Genomic DNA, 25779 nt, shown 5'->3' with positions numbered 1-25779 from the left:
ATAAATAGAGATTGGGTCTCACTCAACTCAAAAACCAACGATGTTTAGAATCACCATTGATAGCATTTGCCAGACCTTTAGAGAAATCAAAGGCATTGACATTTCTTGATAGAAAAGAGTCTATATAAGAGCTCTTATTAGCTCCTGTGAAGAGATTATAAATATTCCATAGGTTTATATCTCCATTTTCATTTCTACAAAAGCTATCGTCTAAATAATAGTCTTTGGCTACTGTAGAAATCTGTCCATCATTAAGTAATAATTCTGGTATTTGTAGTTTTTCTTCTTTAGGTAAATAATGATACAATCTTGCTCTACCAATAAGTTGAGCAAATTGTTGTTCAGTTAAATTTTGCTGTGATAACTGCTTCATCTGTTCTAGATGAGATTGAGCACTATAATTTTGAATCAAATCTAAAATCTTAGATTGTAATTCAGAGTAATTACCTATTCTCATTTCATCTTGATAACCATCTGTAGAAATACAAAGATTGCAACACACCATATTTTGAAAACCTACAAAGAATTTAAACTTCTCATAAGTTTTTCTATTGTATAGATTTTCTTGATTGTATGCTCTTACTCCGCCAATAGTTAATGCAACATCATTACCATTAATATTTTCAGTAATAGATGGAATTCTAATGATAAATGCCATTCTTTCAAAATACTGTGTTTTCTCATGGTCTAAAAGCTCTTTTACAGGCTTGTAAATGGCATCAGCTGTCCTGCCTTTTATTTGATGAGAAACTCTTACCTCTGGCACTTCAATTGTATGATGAGAAAACACTTTACCAACACAATCTTGAGCTATCTCAATAAACTCTTGATGTGCTAATGTCTTTTCATTATCCTTACTAAAAACAGGAATGATACAATCATTCTTTAAACTAGAAAGGCTAACCTCTTTTGTGTTAGCCTCTATGAATGGGTTTTGTGGATATTCTTTCTTTTCTGAAGGTATTTCTAAATGATGAACAATTTGTGGCTTACCTTCAGGAATATTAATTATTCCATTACGTTGCTTGTTAAGCTCTGTTACTGATACTATTTCCATTTTGACTAAAATTTTGTGGGTTAACTAATTTTTCTAACTGGTCCTTTTTATCTTGATACAAAGCTTTTAATGGCAGTTGAAAACTTGGGTGTTCCTTGTACAGTTCCATTAACTGACTTACAGACAAACATTCTTCTATTCTCTGTTTTACATCTTCCTCTTTTACAGGAGAAGTACACCATTCTAAAATGCGTTTTCCAGTAGAAGTATTTATCATAAACTCTGGTCTCCCAGAAAATAGATTAGTCCTGTCTTTACTTGCAGTTGCAAAGTGCTTGATGTCAATATCAAATACAATGGTAAATTCATAAGAAACATCATCTCTTTGAACTGCTTTTAATCCCACTTTTTCAGGAACATACTTACCATCTTTTTGTTGTAGCACATAATCTTGTTTTGTTCTCATTGTGGCTATAATATGAGCATCAGCCTGCAATATCTTATTGATAAAAGCTTTTTGTCTTGGTGTGACCTTATTCCAATTTGCAAAAGAATTGCCTGGTAATTTTGAATGAAAATCTAAAAGCTCATCCCATACTTGTGAAATGGAATCTAGAATGATTACTTCCATTCCTGCTTTTTCACATACTGTTATAGCTTCTATATATTTCTCTGGTGTATAAGGTGGTTGTAATGGTAACACATTATAGTTACCCAAATGAGCATAAAGGTCAGCTGAACCATTCTCTGTGTCTATCACAGCCACTCTATCCAATTGGTCATTAGTTAGTCCTTTTGCTAGTAGAAGTGAACTTAGACTTTTTCCACTTCCTGAACTACCTTGTAATGCCATTTTAATTTTTGCTTGTTTCCTTTCGGATTTTCTCAATTCCATAATTTTATGTTTTTTAAGGTTAATATTTAATTGAATTATTTTTAATTTGAATCTGAATAGACTCAGTTTATAATGAAAAAGACCCTCATTACTGAGAGTCTTTTTCATATTGTTTTTAAGATGCATATTGTAGTATCGGCTCTTCTAAAAGTTTTGACATTGCATCATCAATAATGTCATCTTTAAATTCCTTAAGGTAAGCTTGTGTAATGCTCACATCTGCATGTCCCATAGATTTACCTATTACATCTGTTGAAATACCTGCAAACTTTAAGTTGGTAGCAAAACTGTGTCTAATGACATAAGATGTTACATTTTGTTCTACACCTTGAATTTTTGCTATCTCTTTAAGTTGTTTATTAAATCTTCTTAAGGTTTTATGCTTTCTATTTTCAATCTGCATAGGTGTTAAGTCTTTCTTTAATAGAATAGGAAACACATAATCTGTTGGTCTATTTTGAGATTTATAGTAGGCTATAATTTGCTTTACAGGCTCTAACATTTTAACTGTAAATTTCCCTTTAGTTTTAGAACGGATATATTGAATTCTATCGCCTTGTATATTATCCCATTTTAACTTCATCATATCTACAAAGTTCATCCCACCCATATAATAGCTAAATATTAAGTAGTTTTTTGTGTTAATCAAATGAGGGTGTTTTTGGGTATCAATAGCTTCCATTAACTTCATTTCATCTCTAATCAAGGCTTTTTTAATTCCTTTAGCTTTAAATTTTGAAATCTTATAAACTTTAAAAGGGTAGTATTTGTCATCTACAACTCCACTTTTAATAGCATAGTTAAATAAAGCTCTAATCGTTCTCATTTTAATACCTATCCCTCCATTAGAATTATTATTACTTCTTAAATAAGTTTCATATTTATCTAGTAGTGTTGGTGTAATTTCTCTGAATACTAAATTCTTGTTATTATGAAATTTAAAAAACGAGTTATAAGTGTCTTTGTAAGGTTTTGAGTTTCCTATTCTTCCAGCTTTTATAAAATCACTAATCTTTTCTTTCCAGAATTCTGACACAGTAACTTTTGAAGATTTTCTTCCTCTAAACTTTGCTTCAAATTGATTTAAAGTAAAGTCAATACTTTCAAGAAAAAAATCATCAATTATCTTTAAAGCTTCTTCTTTCTTTTTAAGCAACGCTCTATTTCTCTGTAAGTAGTTGTTTTGACTCTTTTTGAACTTTGCATTTGCCTTATCCCAATCTTTTTCTAAACAACTAATTCCTAATGTAATTACCTTAATTTTTCTATCTTTAATAATCTTTAAAACTACTGGGTATTGTCCTTCTTTGTTTGGTTTATTTCTTAATAATATTTTGATGCTTGCCATAATATTTATGTTTTTTGAAGTGACAAATTCCAACTATAAGACAAGTGGAATTTGTCACTTGTTTTTAGTTACTTATTAAAGTTTCAAACTTTTGAATTAGTCTTTCTCTTAGAAGTTGTTTTGTGTTTAGTAAGTTGTTTTTCTCTAGTAAAGAATTAAACCTCTTAATATGTACTGGTTTAAGATTCCTATTCTCTCTTTCAGACAAATTCTCCCAATAATTAATGCTTAAATAATTGGTCAATTCCTTTTTATCCTTTTTAGAAACCTTATCTGTTATCTTATCTATAATAGTAAGTTCATCAAACCTTTTAAGTAAGTCTTTAAACAACGCTTTTAGAACTTCTTTCTCTTTAAGATTAGCTAGGTTATAAACTCCAAGTGGGTTTATGCCTTTAGCTCCTTTATACTTAATTTCAAACCTTAAAATATTAGTGTCAAGCTTGTACTGCTTAGCTTTATCATAAATTTTTATGTAAAAATTACTGTATTCAAATTGTTTATATCGACCCTTGCCATTAAACTTTGTATTCACATTACACAATTTGTGTTTATGGAATAATATGTTCTTTATAATTATCTCTTCAGCTGGTACAGGTGTGTTAATATTCAATCCAAATTCAAGTTGAGTTATTTTTGCTGAAAGTGAGTCTATTACTTTACTGTTAATGTAACCTATAGCGTCACATACCCTCTTATACCCAAAGTCATTGTAATTATGGTCGTCGTTATACTGTATATAATTTGCCATTTTATGAAGAGAGTTTTTTAAATAAGCAGACTTCTCGTTAATGCTAACTTCCATCTTTTTTATATAAACATTATAAGGGTATAGTATTTCTCCTGAATGATATTCCATCTTTGCGTAGCAACGTTTAAAATTATCTGAATTGGTAATGAACTTCTCCATTTTATCTCTGTTCTGATACTTTAGTTTAACAAAATCTATCATGATGCTAGATTTTTGTTAGTTCTACTTAAATAGCTATCCAACTCATCATCTAAATCATTTATGGAAGCAACTCTACTATTCAGAATCCATTGTTCTAGTTCTTGGCGATTTAGATATATTTTCTTTCCACCAGGTTTGTAATGAGGGATTTCCTTATTACTTGTCATTTTGTATAACCTAGAGGTTGATAGTCCTAAGAACTCTGAAGCTTCTTCAATTGTTAAAATTTCTTTCTGCTGAATAGATTGTTTAATCAGCAATTCCTTTATTTCTTTTAATTCATTTTGGATAAATTCCATAACTTAAAAATGTTATGGATAGTCGACTATCCTTGTTAATACTTCAACAAAGAAAGACAACAAAAAACCCTATGTTTACAATAGGTAAGCATAGGGTAAGGAAGATGGTAAGGTGTAAAGTAAGGTTACTTTATATATTGTTTTTTAAGCTTGTTAATGTGTAAGTCAATAGTAGATTTAATTTCCAAATGTTTTTCTTTTGAAGTAGACCTAGCTTTGTCAATTCCTGTGGCGGTAAAGAACTTATTGTCTTTGTTTAAAAACGCTTCACTGTTTTGTATTGACATACTTGTGAAGTTTTTGAAGAACGGTTTAATTGACATAAAATAATAAGCCACTATTCCTCCTATTTCAATAAACTTAATCTTAGTAGACAATTCTTGAGGTTTAGAACTTGTAAAAGCTTCAACAAAATCTTCTTCATAAATGTCAATATCGTCAATCAACCCTAAAATGCAAGTAACTTCAAATAGTTTTGAAAAAAATGAGGGTTTCAAAGACTCTAAGCATCTAAAATATGATGCGCCTATATCTTTGTGTAAGTTACCAAATACAGAATGTGAAATAATAATATTAGCGTACTTATCCTTTAGATTTCTTAATAACTCTGTTAGAGAATCATCTACTAATTCAATAGAATCAGAAACAGTATTAACAACTCTTCTAAATAGAATTTTCAAATCATTAAAGATGTTGTTTAGGTATTCTTTCTTGTCTACTAAATTACTTAATCTAGAAACTTCTGTTTCAATAGTTCTATAAATAGAGATGTTTTCAAAATTTAGTAAACGGTCTAAAAACTCTTCTCTACCAATAATGTCTGTTACAAAAACTGGCATTGTACCATTATCTTCAACCATTTCATCTTTTAAATAATAATTATGGTCTTGAAGGTAAGAGTATCCATTTTCTTGTAATGTAGAATTCCCTTTAAAACCATCTTTGACAGATTGAATACTTTTAACAAAAAGCATATCAAAATAGAAGGAAAGTACTTTACTTGAAGATTGCATAAAAAACGTTTTTGGTTGTAAAAGCAAATATAGATAATACAAAAATGTTTAACCTATGTTTAACCTCAGCGCACAAAAAAAGCCTTACATCTCTGTAAGGCTTACTGTTACTAGTGGTCCCACTTGGGCTCGAACCAAGGACCACCTGATTATGAGTCAGGTGCTCTAACCAACTGAGCTATGGGACCTAAAATTAGGAGTGCAATATTACTATTTATTTTAATTTCTAGCAAGGAAATTATCTTTTTATTTCTTGACAAAGTTCAATTAATACGCCGTTTGATGATTTTGGATGTAAAAAAACAACCAGCTTATTATCGGCTCCTTGCTTAGGTGTTTCATTTAACACCAAAAACCCTTCTCCTTTAAGTCGCTCTATTTCAGACTCTATATCTTCCACATCAAAAGCTATATGGTGAATTCCTTCTCCTTTTTTTGCTATAAATTTAGCTATTGGACTATCCGCTTTGGTCGCTTCTAATAATTCAATTTTATTTTCCCCTACTTGAAAAAAAGAAGTATTTACCCCTTCACTGGTAACTTCCTCTACCTTATAATGGGGTTCTCCAAAAAGTTTAGCAAATAATTCATTAGAAGTCTCTAGGCTTTTTACTGCTATTCCAATATGTTCTATTTTTTTCATCATAGGTCTTTATTTTTAATTTCCTTAAAAGCGAACTTTAGCTATTTTATACTATAATTCTTTTTTAAAGTACGAATTTTGCCTTCAAAAGTAAGATAATCTTTAAATAACGTCTATTTTTGCACTGTAAAAACTTAACGATGAGTTTTTATAAAGGTCATCACACTAAAACATAAGCAATTACAAAGTGATACCTTTTAAATTTCAATGAAGATGGAAGAAAGTCAAAGACAAAAAAAAATAGCATCAGTATTACAACGTGATTTGGTGGATATACTGCAAGGTGCAGCAACACAAGGAGGTATGAAAGGAGTGATTATATCTGTTTCTAAAGTGTCGGTTACTGTAGATTTATCTATGGCTAAAGTCTATTTAAGTATTTTTCCTAATAATAAAGCACCAGAACTTATTACAGGTATTAGATCCAATCAACCTTTTATAAAACATGAGTTAGCCCAACGGACTAAACATCAATTAAGACGTGTGCCACAATTGCAGTTTTATGTTGATGACTCTCTAGAATATATCGATAAAATAGAACAGTCCTTAAAAGGTAAGGACGACCCTATAAATGATCCTGATCTTTTAGGTAAGCGAAAAAAATCATAACCATACCCATTATAACAGTTCCCTTTATCAATGATTTGTTCTTACATTCATAATATCTTTTTTTCTCAAAATACGACTACATTATGAATGTTTCCTATTATATAGCTAAACGGTATTTACGATCTAAAAGCAGCAATAATGCCATTAATTTTATAACCTATATTGCTATTGTTGGAATTATTTTAGGCTCTGCTTCTCTTTTTGTGGTACTATCTGGTTTTGCTGGATTAAAATCGTACGCTTTAGAATTTTCTAACATAATCGATCCCGATTTAAAAGCAGAAACTGCCGTTGGAAAATCTTTTTTTATAACAGAAGATGAAGAAAATAAACTTAAAGAAATTGATGGTGTTATCGTCTATTCTAAAATTATAGAAGAACGTGTATTAGTCGCTTTCGACAATAATAAACACCCCGCTTTTATTAAAGGTGTAGACAATAACTACAATAAAGTAAATGTTGTAGATTCTATTGTTAAGTATGGGACCTGGCTTGCTCCAAATACAAGTCAAGTAGTCGTAGGATTAGGTATTTCCAATAGCTTATCTATTGGGGTTTTAGATTACGGCAAGAGTGTTTCTATGTATGTGCCAAAACCAGGGAAAGGACAAATCACCTCTATTAAACAAGCCTTTAAAAAAATAAATACAGTTAACATTGGTATTTTTGATGTTAATGAAAAACTTAACGACAGCTACATTTATTCATCTATTACATTGGCTAGAGAACTCCTTGGTTTTTCGCCAAATCAAATAACAGCCATTGAATTTAAGCTGGAAGAAAACGCTAATGAAGACCTTATCCGATCTAAAATAAAAACAATTCTAGGAGATAAAATAATATTAAAGAATAGAACACAGCTCAACGATGCATTATACAAAATGCTTAATACCGAAAACATTATGGTTTACCTTATTTTCACTTTGGTATTAATCATTGCTTTTTTTAATGTTATAGGATCTTTAATCATGATGATGCTAGATAAAAAGAAAAGCTTAAGTACTCTGTTTAATATTGGAGCTACAGTTAAAGATATTCGTCGTATTTTTTTCCTACAAGGCACCTTAATGAGTATTGTAGGAGGCCTAATAGGTATTACAATTAGCTTTATTCTTTTATTAATTCAATTATACGGCCCAGACAGTCTAAAAATATACATAACTCCAAATCTAGTATACCCTGTTGCTATTAAAGTAGAAAATTGCTTTATTGTCTTTTTTACTATAAGCATTCTAGGCATTGTAGCATCAAAAATTGCATCGGTAAGGATAACCAAAAATCTTTTAAAAGATTAAGTTTATTTTTTGAATTGGTATTCAGCAAAATTTTCAAGAACCGCATCAAAAGCACTAAAAACATCTTTTGAGTCATCACTTGTTACCATTTTTGTTCGGTATTCTTTAAAATGAGGAATCCCTTTAAAGTAATTTGTATAATGCCTTCTTGTTTCTAAAACTCCTAAAGTTTCTCCTTTCCAATCTATAGCCATTTGTAAATGCCTACGCGCTGCATCTACGCGTTCTTGTATTGTAATTGGAGCTAAATGCTCTCCGGTCTCAAAAAAATGCTTTACTTGCTTAAAAAACCATGGATTACCAATGGTTGCTCTCCCTATCATAGCACCATCTAATCCATAAAGATCGCGCATTTCCATAGCCCGTTCAGGACTTGTAATATCTCCATTCCCAAAAACAGGAATATGCATTCTTGGATTATTCTTTACTTCGGCTATAGGTTTCCAATCTGCATCCCCTTTATACATTTGTGCTCTGGTTCGCCCATGAATAGAAATCGCTTTACAGCCCACATCTTGTAATCGTTCTGCGACTTCTACAATTCTTATAGAATCATGATCCCAACCCAAACGCGTTTTTACTGTAACAGGTAAGCTCGTTCGTTTTACCATTGCTTCGGTTAAAGAGACCATTAAATCTATATCTTTAAGTATTCCTGCACCCGCACCTTTTGATACTACTTTTTTTACAGGACACCCAAAATTAATATCTATTATATCTGGATTAGAACGCGCTACAATATCTACCGTTTGTAACATACTATCTAAATTGGCACCAAAAATTTGAATTCCTACAGGGCGTTCTTTTTCATAAATATCCAATTTAATAACACTCTTTGCAGCATCTCTAATTAATCCTTCACTAGAGATAAATTCTGTATATACAACATCTGCTCCTTGTTCTTTACATAATGCACGAAAAGGAGGATCACTAACATCTTCCATAGGCGCTAAAAGTAATGGAAAATCAGGGAGTTCTATATTGTCTATTTTAACCAAAATATTCTTTTTTAAGTGCAAAATTACATCTTTTTATACAAACTGATTATTCTCTTTGTAATTATTGTATTTTTACAATTAAATATATTTTTTGAATATTCCCTTCGAGCCCCTTTTTTTTAGTTACAATATAAGTATTCATCTTATCTTAGAGTATGTTGCTTTTTTTGTTGCTTTTAGATACTACATCTATACAAAACGGAAAACAAAAGACATCATTTCCCCTTTAAATAGATTATCCATTATTCTTGGTGCTGCTATTGGGGCTTTAATAGGCTCACGGCTTATTGGTTTTTTAGAAAACCCTTTAATACCGCTTTCGCAAACCAGCATTATTCAATTATTTAACACTAAAACCATAATGGGTGGTTTATTTGGTGGGCTTCTAGGTGTAGAAATAACAAAAAAGAATATCGGAGAAAAAAAAGCTTCTGGAGACGCATTTGTTCTCCCCATTATTCTCGGAATTTTTATTGGGCGTATCGGTTGTTTTCTCTCTGGTATTAATGAATTCACTTATGGAAAAGCAACCTCTTTTTTTATGGGATTGGATTTAGGAGATGGTATTTTAAGACACCCTCTCGCTTTATACGAGTTATTATTTTTAATATTCTTATTTTTTAGCTTAAAACATATAAAAAACAACATTAGTCTTAAAAATGGAATGCTATTTAAAGGGTTTATGATTATATATTTCGCCTTTCGCTTTTTTGTTGAGTTTTTAAAGCCTAATGTGTTTTATATTTTTGGCCTTAGTACTATTCAAATTTTATGTCTAATTTGTATACTCTATTACAATAAAACCCTACTAAAAATATTAAAAAATGCCCGTTAGAAAATATACCTATTACGACTTCACATTAAGCTTATGCCCAGAATGCCTAAGACGTGTAGATGCCAAAATTGTTTTTGAAAACAATAAAGTATATATGTTAAAACGCTGTAACGAACATGGAAATTCGAAAGTGTTAATTGCAGATGATATTGCTTATTACAAAAACATTAGAAACTACAACAAACCTAGTGAAACACCTTATACTTTCAATACTAAAACACATTATGGTTGTCCGTATGATTGTGGATTGTGTCCAGACCATGAACAGCATTCCTGTTTAACAGTAATTGAAGTCACAGACCGCTGTAATTTAACTTGCCCTACCTGTTACGCAGGTTCTTCTCCAACCTATGGTAGACATAGAAGTTTAGATGAAATCAAAACGATGTTGGATACGATTGTTGCCAATGAAAAGGAACCTGATGTTGTTCAAATAAGCGGAGGCGAACCAACAATTCATCCACAATTTTTCGAAATATTAGAGTATGCAAAATCATTACCTATTAGACATTTAATGTTAAACACAAATGGTATTAGAATAGCCAAAGAGGCTGGTTTTGCTGAAAAATTAAAAACATACGCTCCAGATTTTGAAATTTATTTACAGTTTGATTCTTTTGATAATAAAGTGTTACAGGAATTACGCGGCGCCAATTTAAATAGCATTAGAAAACAAGCCATTGCTAAGCTAAACGCAGTTAACCTTTCTACAACTTTAGTCGTAACGCTTCAAAAAGGATTAAATGACACTGAAATAGGAAAAATTATAGATTATGCTTTAAAACAAAAAAGTGTTCGTGGCGTAACGTTTCAACCAACTCAAATCGCTGGTAGATTAAATCATTTTAACCCAGAGACAGATAGAATAACACTTACTGAAGTGAGACGAAAAATAATGGAACAAACTACTATTTTTAATAATGATGATTTAATTCCCGTGCCTTGTAACCCAGACGCCTTAGTAATGGGGTATGCTTTAAAACTTGAAGATAAGGTCTTTCCATTAACCAGATACATTAACCCAGCTGATTTATTAGATAATAGTAAGAACACTATAATATATGAACAAGACGAAAGCTTACAAGGCAAAATGGTAGACCTGTTTAGCACAGGTAATTCTGTTGAAGTTGCTGAAGAAAATTTAAAATCTATTATGTGCTGTTTACCCAATATAGACGCTCCTAATTTAGGTTACGACAATTTATTTCGTGTCATTATTATGCAATTTATAGATGCTTATAATTTTGATGTAAGAGCCGTCAAAAAATCGTGTGTTCACATTGTAAATAAGGATAATAAAATCATTCCTTTTGAAACAATGAACTTATTTTATCGTGATGATAAAAGAGCTAAATTGGAAGCGCTTAGAACAGAACTAAACTAATAAAATTATGAACAGCTTAGTTATAGAAGGAGGGAATTACACTGGAATTATTCTAATGATATTAATTATTATGTTTGGCATTCCACTATTATTAATAATAATAGGACTTGCGATTCGGTTTAAAAATAAAAAAGCCTCTAAAGTTTTATTCATATTAGCAGTTAGCTATCTTATTATTAGTTTAGGGGTTTGTGGTAGTTTAATACTTTAGACTACGAATTCTCACACCCTTTTACAGAATGAATAGACCGCAACATAGATCTCTTGAAGCAAAACACATTACTTTAACCGCTCACGCTCTGTAGTAGATTTAGTCTGTTCATTTGTTTTTAAAGCAGTATTCCCAAACTTATAGCTAAAACCTAATTTTACATAACGAGTATCTAAATCGGTTAAATTAAAATTATCTTGATTGGCATACTTAGAGGTCACTTTAAAGTCCTGTGTATTAAACAAATCACTAACAGATAAGGATAACGCGCCCTTTGTTTTAAGTATTTTCTTTCTCAAAGATAAATTAGATATAAATATAGCTTCAGTAGTTAAAAAACCTTGTTGGCTTTTACTATTATAGATTAGATCAACATTAATATCTAAACTTTTATCTTTCAAAAAAGAAAAAGCATTACTTAACGAAGTATAATTAGACCACTGATTTCTTTTCAATTCAGAGCCTTCAAAAAATATTTCATCTTCCGCATTATAAAACGTAGTAAAAAGATATGCTGACCAATTATTCGTTACATCAAAAGAAGCAGTAAAATCTAACCCAAATTCCTTAGTTTCACTCAAATTAACTGGCGAGTATATTATAATATTTTCTATATTATCTTGAAATGGCAATTCAAAAATATTTCCTTTTATTTTTTCATAATACACTTCAAAATTAAAATTAGAAACCGCCAATCCAACTAACACACGATTGGTGAATGCAGGTTGTAAAGTTGGATTCCCTCTAAAAATTCTAACATCACTTAAAAAAAACATAAAAGAATTTAAATCTTCGTAGTCTGGCCTTTTTATATTACGTTTAAAATTAGTGTAAATACTGGTTTCCTCTGAAGCTTGATAACTCAAGTTAACCATTGGAAAAAACTCTAAATAATCTTGCGTATTAGGCGCATCTACTATTTCAGAACTCCCTTCTAAATGCGTTTGCTCTAAACGCATTCCAATAGATCCGTCCCACTTTCCAAAACGTTTAGCATAACTCACATAACCAGCATAAACAATCTCATCATAATGGTAATTATCGGTATTATTAACATTCAAGATTTGTTCATTTGTATTTGTATCAATATCAAATTGAGTAATATCGCTTTTAGTATCTATCTGAGATATTTTTAAGCCAGTAGAAAAAGAAGAGCTTGTATTTAGCGTTAGCTCGTAATCCAATTGAGATGTAAATATGTTTGTCTTTTGATTATTCTTAGTATTAAAAGCCGTATTAAAATCAAAAACACCATTAGCATCGAAATAATCACTATTCACCTCTTGATTTCTATTATAGTCGTAAGCAGTAAAGTGGCTATTTGCAGATAATTTTGATTGATCGCCGAAACGATGTACAAAATCAAAATCAAAACTAATATTATACTTTTCATCTTGAGAAAGATTCTGAGGCTTAAAATAAGACTCTAATGCATTATTAGCATTTATAACGTTTGTATTCCCTCGTGTTAAATACTTAAAATAAGGAGTATACAATACATTTGAAGACCATTTAAATGTATTACTATCATCTAAAAAATAATCAAAGTTTAAATTTAGATTATGCGTTTCAGACCAAGTATTTCTGTCTTGCCGGGTGTCCCAACGTTCTTCTATTATATTATTCTGTAAATAATTAATTTTTTCCTCTTCATTTCTATTAGACTTATTTTTCGCAAAATTATAATTCGCATTCAAACTTACTTTCTTAGTCTTATAAAATTGATTTACTCCTCCATTATATCTAGAAAAAACACCTTGTCTGTAGTTTCCAAATACATTTCCCCTATATCCAGCAATAAAGTTTTTAAGCATCACAATATTCAATACTGTTGCACTCTCAGCACCATACTTTACAGGCGGATTTGTAATAACTTCTATTTTTTGAATGTTATTTGCAGATGTATTTTCTAATAATTGTGAAAGATCATTCGCCGACAGATTTACTCTCCTATCGTTTATATACACTACTGGTGACGTGTTCTTTATTGAGATTTTATCATCCCATACCAAAACGCCAGGCGTGCTTTTTAAAGCCTCTAAAATCGTTCCTTCACTCAAAGCCGTATTTGCAATATTAAAAACCAAACGGTCGGTTTCTTTTTTTAAAACGGGCTTTTTAACCGCAATTACAACTTCTTTTATGTTTTCTACGGATTCCTTTAAAACAATAGGATCTATTGTTACACTATTTAAAAGGTTTATCTTTTTTACTTCGTCTTTAAACCCCAAAAACGAAGCCTTAATTTGATGTTTTCCTTTTTTTAAGCCCTCAAATCTATAAACCCCATTTTCATCTGTTGAAGTTCCTTTTTTGTATTCTATAGAATCTAGTGCTATTGTTTTACTAACAATTATATTAGCATACGGTATGCGCTCATTATTTTTATCTATCAAAATTCCAGAAATAGTAAGGTCTTGAGCAAAAATCGTCGAAAACCAACAACAGAAAAATATACAAAAAAAACTTTTCAAAAAAATAATATTTAATATACGGCGCAAGATACTATATGTTTATTACTTATCATTACGGTAAAAACCGTAATCTCTAAGGTTTTACTCTTTAAATAAATTCAAGAAAAGCATAATAAATGCGTTATATTTGCAACATCTTACTTATGGGAAGATTTTAGATTTATGAAGAACATTAGAAATTTTTGCATTATTGCACATATAGATCACGGAAAAAGTACATTAGCCGATCGTTTACTCGACTTTACAGGCTCGGTAACTGCCCGTGAAAAACAAGATCAACTTTTAGACAGTATGGATTTGGAACGCGAACGTGGTATTACCATTAAATCGCATGCCATACAAATGGAATACACTCATAAAGGAGAACAGTACGTATTAAATCTTATTGACACACCAGGTCATGTTGATTTTTCATACGAAGTATCTAGATCTATAGCTGCATGCGAAGGGGCTTTACTTATTGTAGATGCTGCACAAAGTATACAAGCGCAAACCATTTCCAACTTGTATTTGGCTTTAGAGAATGATCTAGAAATTATTCCAGTCCTTAATAAAGTAGATCTACCAAGTGCAAACCCAGAAGAAGTAACAGATGACATTGTAGATTTGTTAGGTTGCGATCCTGGCGAAGTCATTCCTGCAAGCGCAAAAACAGGTATCGGTATTGAAGATATACTAACAGCTATTATAGAGCGTATTCCTGCTCCCACAGGTAATGTAGACGAGCCTTTACAAGCTTTAATTTTTGATTCGGTATACAATCCTTTTAGAGGTGTTGAAACCTACTTTAGAGTAATCAATGGATCTATTAAAAAGAATCAACAAATAAAATTTATAGCGACAAATAAAACTTATGGCGCCGATGAGGTTGGTACTTTAAAATTAACTCAAGAGCCTAAAAAAGAAATTAAAGCTGGAGATGTTGGCTACCTAATCACAGGAATAAAAGAAGCTAAAGAAGTAAAAGTAGGTGATACTATTACTGATGCTAAAACCCCAACTACAAACGCTATTGAAGGTTTTGAAGATGTAAAACCTATGGTCTTTGCTGGTATTTACCCTGTAGATACAGATGAGTACGAAGAGCTTCGTAACTCTATGGAAAAACTACAATTAAATGACGCTTCTTTAATATTTGCCCCTGAAAGCTCTGCCGCTTTGGGTTTTGGTTTCCGTTGTGGTTTCTTAGGAATGCTACATATGGAAATTATTCAAGAACGTTTAGAGCGGGAATTTAATATGACCGTTATTACTACGGTTCCAAACGTAAGTTATCATGCGTTTACCAGAAAAGCGCCAAACGATATTATCATTCTAAATAACCCAACCGATTTACCAGACCCTTCTAGTTTAGATCGTGTTGAAGAGCCTTATATAAAAGCAACTATTATTACTAAAGCCGATTTTGTAGGTAATGTAATGTCCTTATGTATTGAAAAGCGCGGGCTCATTACGAATCAAACCTATTTAACAACAGAGCGCGTTGAATTAACATTTGATATGCCTTTAGCTGAAATCGTTTTCGATTTTTACGACCGTTTAAAAACGGTTTCTAAAGGGTATGCCTCTTTTGATTATTCTCCAATAGGAATGCGTAAATCGAAATTGGTACGTGTTGATATTTTATTAAACGCACAACCTGTAGATGCTCTTTCTGCATTAATACACGCAGATAATGCCCATACTATTGGTAAGAAAATGTGTGAAAAATTGAAAGAACTAATACCAAGGCAACAATTCGATATTCCTATTCAAGCTGCTATTGGTGCAAAAATAATTTCTAGAGAAACCACTAAGGCTTTACGTAAAGATGTAACTGCCAAATGCTATGGTGGTGATATTTCTCGTAAACGTAAATTATTAGAAAAACAGAAAAAAGGAAAAAAACGAATGCGTCAAGTAGGGAATGTTGAAATCCCTCAAGAAGCATTTATGGCCGTTTTAAAACTGAATGACTAACATAAAAAAAGCCAGAATTTCTAATAAATTCTGGCTTTTTTATGTTATGTAGTATTAAGTCAAGACCCTTTTAATTTAATAAACTCCTTAAAATATTGAATAAAAAAAATCTGAACAGTGAAATTATCTTTCAGACTGTTCAGACCTAATTCATTTAATCTTTAAATAAAAAGCTTATTCGCAGGTAGTATTAAGTTCTTGCGATGCAATATAATCAGCAAATGTAATATCAATTTCTACTCCTTCTACTACGGCATTTCCATCTTCACCTTCACAAACCTGTACTTCAGGAGTTGCTACTCCTAGTATTTCAAATCCAGCACAAGTTTGACAGTTTGAATCGTTATTGTCATCATCAGATGAACAAGCTGTAAATGCGAAAGCTGTAATTACAGCCATTGATAAAATAATTTTTTTCATAAATTGGTATGTTTTGTGCAAACATATATAAAAAAACACCTATTAAAAAATATTATTTTTTATTTTGTCTTATATTTTGAAAACTAGTGCTTTTCTTTTAAAAAATACTATCTTCGGTTTTGATTTAATAGTTTAAACATTGATTTTAAAACCCTTTAAAACCATCGGTATTGGTGTCGCATTTTCACCAAACTTAAAAGCCAACTTGTACGAAGCAGCGCGTTTATCGTTGTTTTTTAAAGCTAAATTAATTTTAATTCACATTGGGAGCTCTTCTTCTGAAAAAACAGAGGCACTAAACCTTATATTAAGTGCTTTTAGGCAAGATTTTCTAGACTATGAAATTGTATTTAAGCCAGAGAAAAATCCTGTTAACGCCATTTTATCAACCTCGGAAGAAAAAAAAATAGACCTGCTAATTCTAGGTGCTGTTCAACGTGAAAACTTTGTAAAATACTATCTTGGCTCTATTGCTAGAAAAATTACACGACAAGCAAAGTGTTCTATTCTTTTACTTATTAAACCTTCTATTGAAAGAGTTCCATGCCAACACATTGTTGTTAATGGGCTTAAAGATCCTAAAACAGAACAAACCATTACTACAGCCTTTTATGTAGCCAAGCAATTATACGCAGATCGCATTACTATTGTAGAGGAAATTAAACAAAATGAAGTTGCAGTAAAAGTAAATGATGATAAATCTTTAAGAAAAGCAACTATTTATAAAGAACGTATTAAACTTAGAGAAGCCTCTAGAATAAACGAAATTATTGAGCATATTCCTGAAACCTATACTAAAAATACAACTATAAAATTACAACCTATTTTTGGAAAACAAGGTTACTCCATCGGTCATTATGCACAAATTTCTCGTGCGGACCTATTGATAATGAATGCGCCTTCAAAAATGACTTTTTGGGACCGCCTATTTCCACATGATATTGAACATATCTTAACAGAATTACCAACCGATGTCTTAATTATTCAATGAATTCAAAAAAGAATAATATAACTCCATTTCTTAAAGCTCTGCCTAAAAATATATTTTCTGGTTTTGTAGTTAGCCTTATAGCGTTACCATTAGGTTTAGGCTTAGCAATGGCTAGCGATGCACCACCCATTTCTGGTATCATTGCTGCCGTTATAGGAGGTGTTGTTGTCTCCATACTAGGCGGAAGTAATGTCACCATTTCTGGGCCAGGAAACGGTTTGGTTGGCGTCCTATTACTAACCATAACCGCTTTAGGTATAGAAAGCGCTTATGCCGCTATTATTTGTTCTGGAATTTTACTATTAGTTTTAGGTTTCTTACGTTTAGGTAAGTTAGCCGATTTTTTTCCTTCTTCAGCCATTCAAGGAATGCTAGCCGCCATTGGATTAATTATCCTTGGAAAGCAATTCCATATTATGCTAGCTCATAAAATAAAGCGAGAAAATACTATAGATTATCTTTTAGAAATCCCATATACCATAAACAATGGTCTTCATTATCAAGACACAGGATTAATATATGCTGCCATTGCAGGAGTCATAAGCCTAGCGATAATGGTATTTTATTCAAAGATTAGAAATAAATACCTTCAACTCATTCCTGCTCCAATGTGGATTGTTATTTTATCTATAACATTTAGTTATTATTTTGAAATGATAGCTCACTCACCAAATCCTATAGATTATAACTATATGATTTCTGGTATTCCTCAATTTTCTGAAATTGTAGAACAATTACCTTCTATTAATTTTAGTAAAATAAATTCATTTCCCTTTTGGACCAGTGTACTAGCACTAACACTTATTGCTAGTATAGAATCTTTATTAAGCATTAAAGCTGTCGATAAATTAGATCCCGAAAAACGGCGTTCAAACGTTAATAGAGACTTAAAGGCATTAGGGTTAGCAACCATAGGCAGCGGTTTTTTAGGAGGGTTAAATGTTGTAACTGTAATTGCTAGAAGCTCGGTAAATGTTAATAACGGTGGAAGCAATCGATCTGCAAATTTCTTTCATGCTTTATTCTTAGTTGTATTTATAGTTTTATTTAGTACTCAGCTCACAAGGATTCCTTTACCAGCACTAATGGCTATTTTAGTCTATACAGGTTACAAATTAGCTTCCCCAAGTACAGTACGTAATATATTCTCTATAGGTAGAGAACAACTTATTATTTTTTTTGTAACTCTTTTTGTAACATTAAAAATTGGGTTAATTACAGGAATCGCTTCTGGAGTTTTTATTACTTTCATTATTCACATTATAATAAGTCGCAATTTTACACTATTCGCAAGAAACGTATTAAAACCTAATGTTTTAATGTTTAAAGAAACACAGGGTGAAAACAACTATTATTTGAGTGTAAAACATTTTTGTAGTTTTTTAAATTATTACAGATTAAAAGACAAAATAGATGCAATCCCAGAAAACGAGGATGTTGTAGTCGACTTTTCACTTTGTGAATTCGTAGACCATACTGTAATGGAAAACCTTAACAACTATCAAGAATTGTTTGAAAAACGAAACGGTTCTTTTGAAGTTGTAGGATTAGATATGCATGACACCGATTCAAAACACCCTTTCGCATTACGACGTTTACTTCCTGTGCCTAATATTATTAAGAACAACTTAACCAAAAGACAAACTTCTATAGAAGAATTAGCAAAAAACTATAAACTAAACTACATTCCCGAAAAACAAAAAGCAATACATTTTTTGAATAATTTTTTATTTTTTAGAACTAAAAAAATCAATCATATTTACAACCTATTAACTCCAGAAAATAAAATTTTTAATCTATTTGATATTGAATTTTCTGAAGGGGAGTTTATAGCAAAAGAAGTTGTGAGATCTACAATGTTACACATTAGTTTAAATAAAGCTATCCCTGAATTCACATTAGATAGAGAAGGGTTTTTAGAAAAAATATATGCGTTTGCAGGCTTTAAAGATATTCCTATTCAAGATCATAACGATTTTTCGAAACGTTTTTATTTATTAGGTGAAGATGAAGAAAGTATTAAAGCCCTTTTTAATGATGATGTTACGCATTTTTTTGAAAGTAATCCTTATTATCATATCGAATCTAATGGAAGTTGTTTATTAATATTCGGTCGTGAACGTCAAGCCAGTATTAAAGAAATTAAAGCCCTTTTCGATTTTGGTAAACGATTAAAAGAAGTTCTTTCATAAAAACCTTATTAAATTTCACCTAATAATAGCCTAAATAAAATATAAAACATTTCTAATTTTAATTTATTTACTTTTATCTTAGCATGTATCTCTTAATAAATTCTTAAGGTTTTTAAATTTTTCCAGCTATTTTAGTACTTTGCGAAGCAATATGAATTTATATCCAATACTAGCCGGCAATTTTAAATTGGACGGCGGCGCAATGTTTGGTGTTGTCCCTAAATCTTTATGGACAAAAACCAATCCTGCAGACAGCAATAATATGATAGACATTGCAGCACGATGTCTACTAATAGAAGATGGTAACAGACTCATTCTTATTGATACAGGAATGGGCAATAAGCAAAGTGAGAAGTTTTATGGCTACTACCACCTTTGGGGCGATAGTACTATAGACAAATCATTGGCTCAGTATGGTTTTCATCGTGATGACATAACTGATGTATTTATGACTCACCTTCACTTTGATCATTGTGGTGGAACTATTCAATACAATAAAGACCGAACCGTATTAGAACCAGCCTTTAAAAATGCTAAATTTTGGAGTAATGAAAAACATTGGCAATGGGCAACAGCGCCCAATCGTCGTGAAGTCGCCTCCTTTCTAAAAGAAAATATTTTACCAATGAAAGCCAGCGGGCATTTACATTTTACAGCACTTCCGCAAGAGGATATTCTAAAAAACTCTGCCCTAGGTTTCGATATTTTCTTTGCCAATGGTCATACAGAAAAACAAATGATTCCCATGATAAATTATAAAGGAAAAACCATTTGTTTTATGGCAGATTTACTACCTACAGCTGGACATTTACCTATTCCATTTGTAATGGGCTACGATACAAGACCCTTACTAACACTTGATGAAAAAGAAAAATTCCTCAATTTAGCTGCAGATAACAATTATTATCTGTTTTTAGAGCATGATGCACATAATGAAATTATTACAGTAAAACATACAGAAAAAGGCGTACGCCTAAAAGAAACATTCACTTGCAAAGATATTTTACATTAAAATTAAATTTATGAGACTAATTAATAAAACAGTACTATTTTCAGCAATTTCTGCTGTAATGCTTTCAAGCTGTGGTGGGGGAGCTATTTTGTCAACACCTATTGAAAACATAGATGCGACACCTTTAAAGGAAGCTCCTTTAACCGAAACAGAAAAACACAACTGGGGGCATTTGGATCTTGTTAAAGACACCATCCCAGGAATGAGTGTAGATAAAGCTTATGCTGAAATTATTAAAGATAAAAAAGGAAAGAAAATTATCGTCGCTGTTATAGATTCTGGAATAGATATTAATCATGAAGATTTAGACGGTGTACTCTGGACCAACAAAAAAGAAATTCCTAATAATGGAATTGATGATGATAACAATGGTTACATTGACGATATTCACGGTTGGAATTTTCTAGGTGATGGTTATGATGAGCAATTAGAATATATCCGTTTAGTTGCTAGCGGAGATCAAAATGCCCCAAGATATGCTGAAGCAGAAGCTATGTATGAAAAAGACTACAAGCAGGCTTTAGCTGGTAAAAATAGATTAGATCAAATTTATGGAAGATTAAAAGGAGCACATAAAACCTTAGCTGCTCACTTTAACAAAGAAGACTATACAAAAGACGAAGTAAAAGCCATTAACGCTGGAGATAATTCAGAATTAAAAGCTGCTATTGAAACAGCAAACTTTGCTTATGCTAATGGTTTAAACTCTGTAAAAGATGCTGTAGAGCAAGTGAAAAGAGGTGTAGATTATTATACAGATCAAGTCAATTATAATTTAAACAAAGACTTTAATGGTCGCAAAACAGGAGATAATCCAAATGACTTTAATGATAAACCAGGTTACGGAAATGGAAACGTAATTCCGGTAAAAAAATCTGAAAGCCATGGTACACACGTAGCAGGAATTATTCTCGCTGAACGTAATAACGGCCTTGGAGCTAATGGTGTTGCTAATAATGTTGAGCTTATGAGCATTCGTACAGTTCCAAATGGTGATGAGTACGATAAAGATGTAGCAAAGGCTATTCGTTATGCAGTAGATAATGGCGCGCAGGTAATTAATGGAAGTTTTGGAAAAAGTTTTTCTCCACACCCAGAGTGGGTAAGAGAAGCTATTAAATACGCCAGCGATAACAATGTTATTTTTGTTCACGCTGCTGGAAACGATAGTAAAGATGTCGATACAGAATATAATTTTCCAGACGATAATGTTAATGGTGTAGAGGTTGGAAATACCTATATTAGAGTGGGTGCATTAGCTCCAAAATATGGTAGTGAAATGGTTGCTGGTTTCTCTAATTACGGAAAAAAGAATGTTGATGTATTTGCTCCAGGAGCCCAAATATATTCTACAACTCCAGAAAATGAATATGCTACAATGGGAGGGACATCTATGGCTGCTCCTGCTGTTGCTGGTGTTGCCGCTTTAGTATGGTCTCAATACCCAAAATTAACAGCAGCCCAAGTTAAACAAATTATTATGGACTCGGGTTTACCTATACCAACTAAAGTTATTGTTGGTGGTGAAGCAGATGATATAAGACCCTTTGCAGACTTAAGCAAATCTAAAAAAATAGTAAATGCCTATAATGCCTTAATTATGGCTCAAGAATTATCTAAATAACATAAACATATTTAAAAAAGCCTCAACACTACAATTGTTGAGGCTTTTTATTTTAATACACATTTTTAATATGAAAAAGATTTTATTATTCGGTTTATCTGCTTCGTTGTTATTATCTGCTTGCGATGCCTCTAAAAGCATTGCAGACACAACAACATCTAACACCGTTAGCAATCCCTTTTCTCAGTCTACTTATTGGCAACAACATGTAGACTATAAAATGGAAATTGATATGGATGTAGACAATTATCAATACCAAGGCACTCAAAAATTAGTATATACTAATAATTCGCCAGATGTTTTAAATAAAGTATTCTACCATTTATACTTTAATGCCTTTCAACCAGGAAGTGATATGGATATTCGCTCACGAACTATTGCTGATCCTGATTCTAGAGTTGGAGACCGTATAAGCCTTTTAAAACCAAATGAAATTGGTTATATTAAGGTTGCTTCATTAAAACAAAATGGAACAGTTATTAAACACAAAACAGTAGGTACTGTACTAGAAGTCGATTTGGCTAAATCCATAAAACCTGGAGAAAGCGTAACTTTCGATATGGTTTTTAATGCACAAGTTCCCGAACAAATTCGCCGTTCTGGAAGAAATAATAAAGAAGGTGTAGCCTTATCTATGACGCAATGGTATCCTAAACTAGCCGAATACGATTATCAAGGATGGCATGCCGATCCTTATATTGGAAGGGAGTTTCACGGTGTTTGGGGAGATTTCGATTTAAAATTAACCATTAACAAAGACTACGTTGTTGGCGGCACTGGCTATCTTCAAGACGATATAAAAATAGAAGGCAAAAAAAAAACATTGCACTACATCGCTCCAAACGTACACGATTTTACTTGGGCAGCAGATACTGAATATATTCATGATACAATGCAAGTTCCTAACGGCCCGTTACTTAATTTCTATTACAAGAAAACGTTACCTGAAGAAAACTTAAAATTCTGGAAAGAATTACAGCCCAAAACGGTTGCTCTAATGGAATATTTTAGTAACAATGTTGGTAAATATCCGTACGAACAATATTCTGTTATTCAAGGTGGAGATGGCGGAATGGAATACGCCATGTGTACCTTAATTACTGGAAAACGAAAATTTGGAAGCTTAGTAGGCGTTACTGCACATGAACTAGCACATACTTGGTTTCAATTCCTATTAGCCACCAACGAAGGCTTACACGAGTGGATGGATGAAGGCTTCACCAGTTACATAAGTGATCAAGCTATGAATGAAATTTCAAAAACAAACAAGATCACTCCAAATTCTGGAGCATATAGAGGTTATAATCATTTAGTTAAATCTGGAAAAGAAAAACCACAAACCACACATGCCGATCGGTTTGAAACCAATATGGCTTATGGCATCGCTGCATACAACAAAGGGTCGGTATTCTTATCGCAATTAGGCTATATAATTGGTCAAGAAAACCTAAAACAGACCTTAAAAACATATTTTAAGGATTGGGCATTTAAACACCCTACACCAAATGATTTTATTCGTGTCGCAGAAAAAGTATCTGGATTAGAATTAGATTGGTATTTAACAGACTGGACACAAACAACTAATACTATAGATTATGCTGTTAAAACTGTAAATGATAAGACTGTAACCTTGGAACGCATAGGCTTAATGCCAATGCCTATAGATTTAACTGTAACCTATACAGACGGTTCTACAGAAAATATTTACATTCCATTACAAATGATGCGTGGCGAAAAACCAACAGAAGCGAGCATTAAAGACGATTGGTCATGGGCCAATCCATATTATTCATTTGAAGCAAAAAAAGCTGTTAAATTCGTCGAAATAGATCCTAGCGGCCTAATGGCAGATGTAAATAGAGAAAATAATAAAAATTAAGACTTTTTCTAACCGTAAAGTAAAAACCTCATCTCTACAGGTGAGGTTTTTTTATTTAAACAATCGTATTAGAGCGATTCAAACATTATGAATTGGATTTACAAATTCATTTTAGCTTTTAATTAAAAATCTAAAAATCCTAATCTACCAACCTAAATTAACAATTACTTCACATTAAACATTTATTAATAACAAAAGCATAAATCACTATACAGTTTCCAACAATGGAAACATATTAGTTTTACGTAGCAAAAAAAGTTAGGTAAAGCAATTATGAAAAAAAATGTTTTAATATTCGTACTCACTATAATCAGTAATATAAACTACTCACAAACAACTCTTGGAATTTCTGGCGAAGAGAATTGGTTTGATTATTGGACTAATTTTGATCCCAAAAACGAAATCTACAGAAAACCGAATAAAACATTATTAGGCACAATAACTGAAAATACAACCTTATCAAACAGGTATACTTATTTATTACAAGGTGTCGTTTATGTAACAAACAATGCAAGCTTAACAATAGAGCCTGGAACAGTTATTCGAGGAGATTACAAATCTTGTGGCACACTCGTTATAACAAAGGGGGCAAAACTAATTGCAGAAGGGTTAGACACAAAACCCATCGTATTTACGTCTAATAGAGATGCCTACTCAAGAAGGCCTGGAGATTGGGGCGGTATAATACTAATAGGTGATGCACCTATAAACGCTTTTGGAGGTGTTGATGTGTTAGACTTTGAACTGAATAGGAAATTCAGTACCTATGGCGGAAACAACTCGAATAGTTCTTCTGGAATACTAAAATATATTAGAGTAGAGTACTGTGGAAGAAAATTAAGTTCAAAAAAAGAACTGAACGGTATTTCGTTTGCTGGCGTCGGAAACAAAACAACTATAGAATATATCCAAATTAGTTATTCTAACGATGATTCTTTTGAATTCTATGGAGGTAATGTGACAATGAAAAATTTAATTTCGTACAGAGCAACTGATGACGATTTTGATTTTACTAAAGGAGCCCAATCTACAATAAATAATAGCATCGCTATTAGAAACCCCTATTCTTCAGATATTCAAAAATCTAGCTGTTTTGAAATTGACACGCATAAAAAATCTGAAAATTTTGATCCCACAAAAAAGAAAACCAATGTTAAGGCTAATAATATTACCTTAGTAAATACAGAAGACAATAATCAAGGCTTAATTAAAGAAGCAATTAATATAAGTAAAGAAAGTCTATTCTCACTCAAGAATAGCATTGTGTATGGTTTTAATGATTTTCTGATTACAGATGGACAATCACTTCTTGGAAAGCACAAAAAATTTGAGGAACTTATAACATTAAAAAATGTAAGAATAAGTCATTGTAATAACTACATTAATACTAAAAGTAATAGAAAAACCATAGCTCTAGGAAAAGGATATGATATTGAGATAACCGATGATTTAATTGAGCTCTTTTTTATAAATCCTAACCTAAGAGATTATCCAGATTTTAGACACGTGAGTTTAAATAAGCACATTGTAAGGAATTAAAGCCTTATAAAGCAAAGGCAGTATCTCATAAACTGTGTAAGTTTAAAAATCTCGGGGTTTAATTCACCCTCGAGATTTTTTTATTTATTAACTTTAACACATTTCTGAAACCAGAAGATTTATTAAACGACGCTTTTTTAGAACAATTTAAAAACGGTTCAGAGCTAACCAGTTTTCTAGAACAGCTTCACAAGCGAGGAGTTGAAAAGA

At 31.8% G+C, this 25779-nt stretch carries 22 protein-coding genes and 1 tRNA gene; 12 read left to right on the top strand and 11 right to left on the bottom strand.

Features of this window, described 5'->3' with window-relative positions:
* Positions 1 to 22 precede the first annotated feature (22 nt).
* From AC2D8I_RS03575 to mce, 8 genes are all read right to left on the bottom strand, one after another.
* Entirely contained in the window at positions 23 to 1057 is a 1035-nt protein-coding gene (locus tag AC2D8I_RS03575; protein WP_484704618.1) for a DUF3871 family protein, read from the bottom strand.
* Positions 1029 to 1892: an AAA family ATPase gene (locus tag AC2D8I_RS03570; protein ID WP_484704617.1), complete on the bottom strand. Its 864-nt coding sequence runs from the start codon at positions 1890 to 1892 to the stop codon at positions 1029 to 1031. The genes AC2D8I_RS03575 and AC2D8I_RS03570 overlap by 29 nt, the downstream gene beginning before the upstream one ends.
* A 115-nt stretch (positions 1893 to 2007) precedes the next feature.
* Positions 2008 to 3240, bottom strand: a complete 1233-nt coding sequence (locus AC2D8I_RS03565) for a tyrosine-type recombinase/integrase (RefSeq protein WP_484704616.1) — start codon at positions 3238 to 3240, stop codon at positions 2008 to 2010.
* Positions 3241 to 3304: 64 nt separating this feature from the next.
* The gene (locus AC2D8I_RS03560; protein ID WP_484704615.1) at positions 3305 to 4192 is read right to left on the bottom strand and encodes a hypothetical protein; all 888 of its coding nucleotides are present in this window, start codon (positions 4190 to 4192) and stop codon (positions 3305 to 3307) included.
* Entirely contained in the window at positions 4189 to 4452 is a 264-nt protein-coding gene (locus AC2D8I_RS03555; RefSeq protein ID WP_484704614.1) for a helix-turn-helix domain-containing protein, read from the bottom strand. Before AC2D8I_RS03555 ends, AC2D8I_RS03560 begins: the two co-directional genes overlap by 4 nt.
* Positions 4453 to 4616: 164 nt before the next feature.
* Positions 4617 to 5504 (bottom strand): hypothetical protein, encoded by an 888-nt coding sequence (locus tag AC2D8I_RS03550; RefSeq protein WP_484704613.1) that lies wholly within the window; start codon positions 5502 to 5504, stop codon positions 4617 to 4619.
* Between the two features lie 114 nt (positions 5505 to 5618).
* Positions 5619 to 5692, bottom strand: a tRNA-Ile gene (locus tag AC2D8I_RS03545).
* Positions 5693 to 5742: 50 nt separating this feature from the next.
* Positions 5743 to 6147, bottom strand: coding sequence for a methylmalonyl-CoA epimerase (mce, locus tag AC2D8I_RS03540; protein WP_484704779.1), 405 nt, complete (start codon positions 6145 to 6147; stop codon positions 5743 to 5745).
* A gap of 213 nt (positions 6148 to 6360) precedes the next feature.
* Here mce and rbfA point away from each other — a divergent pair, with 213 nt between their 5' ends.
* A complete protein-coding gene (rbfA, locus tag AC2D8I_RS03535) occupies positions 6361 to 6756 on the top strand; it encodes a 30S ribosome-binding factor RbfA (protein ID WP_484704612.1) in 396 nt (131 codons plus the stop codon).
* An 83-nt stretch (positions 6757 to 6839) separates the two neighbouring features.
* Positions 6840 to 8051, top strand: a complete 1212-nt coding sequence (locus tag AC2D8I_RS03530; protein ID WP_484704611.1) for an ABC transporter permease — start codon at positions 6840 to 6842, stop codon at positions 8049 to 8051.
* 2 nt (positions 8052 to 8053) lie between these two features.
* Here the strand turns inward: AC2D8I_RS03530 and dusB are convergent, their stop codons facing one another.
* Positions 8054 to 9049, bottom strand: coding sequence for a tRNA dihydrouridine synthase DusB (gene dusB, locus AC2D8I_RS03525; RefSeq protein ID WP_484704610.1), 996 nt, complete (start codon positions 9047 to 9049; stop codon positions 8054 to 8056).
* A gap of 91 nt (positions 9050 to 9140) precedes the next feature.
* Here dusB and AC2D8I_RS03520 point away from each other — a divergent pair, with 91 nt between their 5' ends.
* The 3 genes from AC2D8I_RS03520 to AC2D8I_RS03510 are packed head-to-tail and all read left to right on the top strand — an operon-like array spanning position 9141 to position 11479.
* Positions 9141 to 9884, top strand: a complete 744-nt coding sequence (locus AC2D8I_RS03520; RefSeq protein WP_484704609.1) for a prolipoprotein diacylglyceryl transferase family protein — start codon at positions 9141 to 9143, stop codon at positions 9882 to 9884.
* Positions 9874 to 11268, top strand: a complete 1395-nt coding sequence (locus AC2D8I_RS03515; protein WP_484704608.1) for a radical SAM protein — start codon at positions 9874 to 9876, stop codon at positions 11266 to 11268. Before AC2D8I_RS03520 ends, AC2D8I_RS03515 begins: the two co-directional genes overlap by 11 nt.
* A 7-nt stretch (positions 11269 to 11275) precedes the next feature.
* Positions 11276 to 11479 carry a hypothetical protein gene (locus tag AC2D8I_RS03510; RefSeq protein WP_484704607.1) on the top strand — a complete coding sequence of 68 codons (204 nt, stop codon included), beginning with the start codon at positions 11276 to 11278 and terminating at the stop codon, positions 11477 to 11479.
* A gap of 68 nt (positions 11480 to 11547) precedes the next feature.
* Here AC2D8I_RS03510 and AC2D8I_RS03505 read toward each other — a convergent pair whose 3' ends face one another.
* A complete protein-coding gene (locus AC2D8I_RS03505; protein ID WP_484704606.1) occupies positions 11548 to 13953 on the bottom strand; it encodes a TonB-dependent receptor domain-containing protein in 2406 nt (801 codons plus the stop codon).
* A gap of 162 nt (positions 13954 to 14115) precedes the next feature.
* On the opposite strand from AC2D8I_RS03505, the gene lepA reads away from it, so the two are divergent.
* Positions 14116 to 15912 (top strand): translation elongation factor 4, encoded by a 1797-nt coding sequence (gene lepA / locus AC2D8I_RS03500; protein ID WP_484704605.1) that lies wholly within the window; start codon positions 14116 to 14118, stop codon positions 15910 to 15912.
* A 174-nt stretch (positions 15913 to 16086) separates the two neighbouring features.
* Here the strand turns inward: lepA and AC2D8I_RS03495 are convergent, their stop codons facing one another.
* Complete coding sequence (locus AC2D8I_RS03495; protein ID WP_484704604.1) at positions 16087 to 16311, bottom strand: hypothetical protein; 225 nt, start codon at positions 16309 to 16311, stop codon at positions 16087 to 16089.
* A gap of 160 nt (positions 16312 to 16471) precedes the next feature.
* Here AC2D8I_RS03495 and AC2D8I_RS03490 point away from each other — a divergent pair, with 160 nt between their 5' ends.
* The 6 genes from AC2D8I_RS03490 (at position 16472) to AC2D8I_RS03465 (ending at position 25569) form a co-directional block, all read left to right on the top strand.
* Positions 16472 to 17323, top strand: coding sequence for a universal stress protein (locus AC2D8I_RS03490; protein WP_484704603.1), 852 nt, complete (start codon positions 16472 to 16474; stop codon positions 17321 to 17323).
* The gene (locus AC2D8I_RS03485) at positions 17320 to 19515 is read left to right on the top strand and encodes a SulP family inorganic anion transporter (RefSeq protein WP_484704602.1); all 2196 of its coding nucleotides are present in this window, start codon (positions 17320 to 17322) and stop codon (positions 19513 to 19515) included. Before AC2D8I_RS03490 ends, AC2D8I_RS03485 begins: the two co-directional genes overlap by 4 nt.
* Before the next feature lie 151 nt (positions 19516 to 19666).
* Entirely contained in the window at positions 19667 to 20527 is an 861-nt protein-coding gene (locus AC2D8I_RS03480; protein WP_484704601.1) for an MBL fold metallo-hydrolase, read from the top strand.
* Between the two features lie 10 nt (positions 20528 to 20537).
* Positions 20538 to 22151, top strand: coding sequence for a S8 family peptidase (locus AC2D8I_RS03475; protein ID WP_484704600.1), 1614 nt, complete (start codon positions 20538 to 20540; stop codon positions 22149 to 22151).
* 70 nt (positions 22152 to 22221) lie between these two features.
* Positions 22222 to 24030 (top strand): M1 family metallopeptidase, encoded by a 1809-nt coding sequence (locus AC2D8I_RS03470; RefSeq protein WP_484704599.1) that lies wholly within the window; start codon positions 22222 to 22224, stop codon positions 24028 to 24030.
* Between the two features lie 273 nt (positions 24031 to 24303).
* On the top strand, positions 24304 to 25569 hold the full coding sequence (locus AC2D8I_RS03465; protein WP_484704598.1) for a hypothetical protein: 1266 nt from the start codon (positions 24304 to 24306) through the stop codon (positions 25567 to 25569).
* Positions 25570 to 25779 lie beyond the last annotated feature (210 nt).

The organism is Lacinutrix sp. YIN62 (assembly GCF_057219185.1).
Note: the sequence above shows the minus strand (reverse complement) of the source record. Positions and strands in the feature narration are given on the sequence as shown.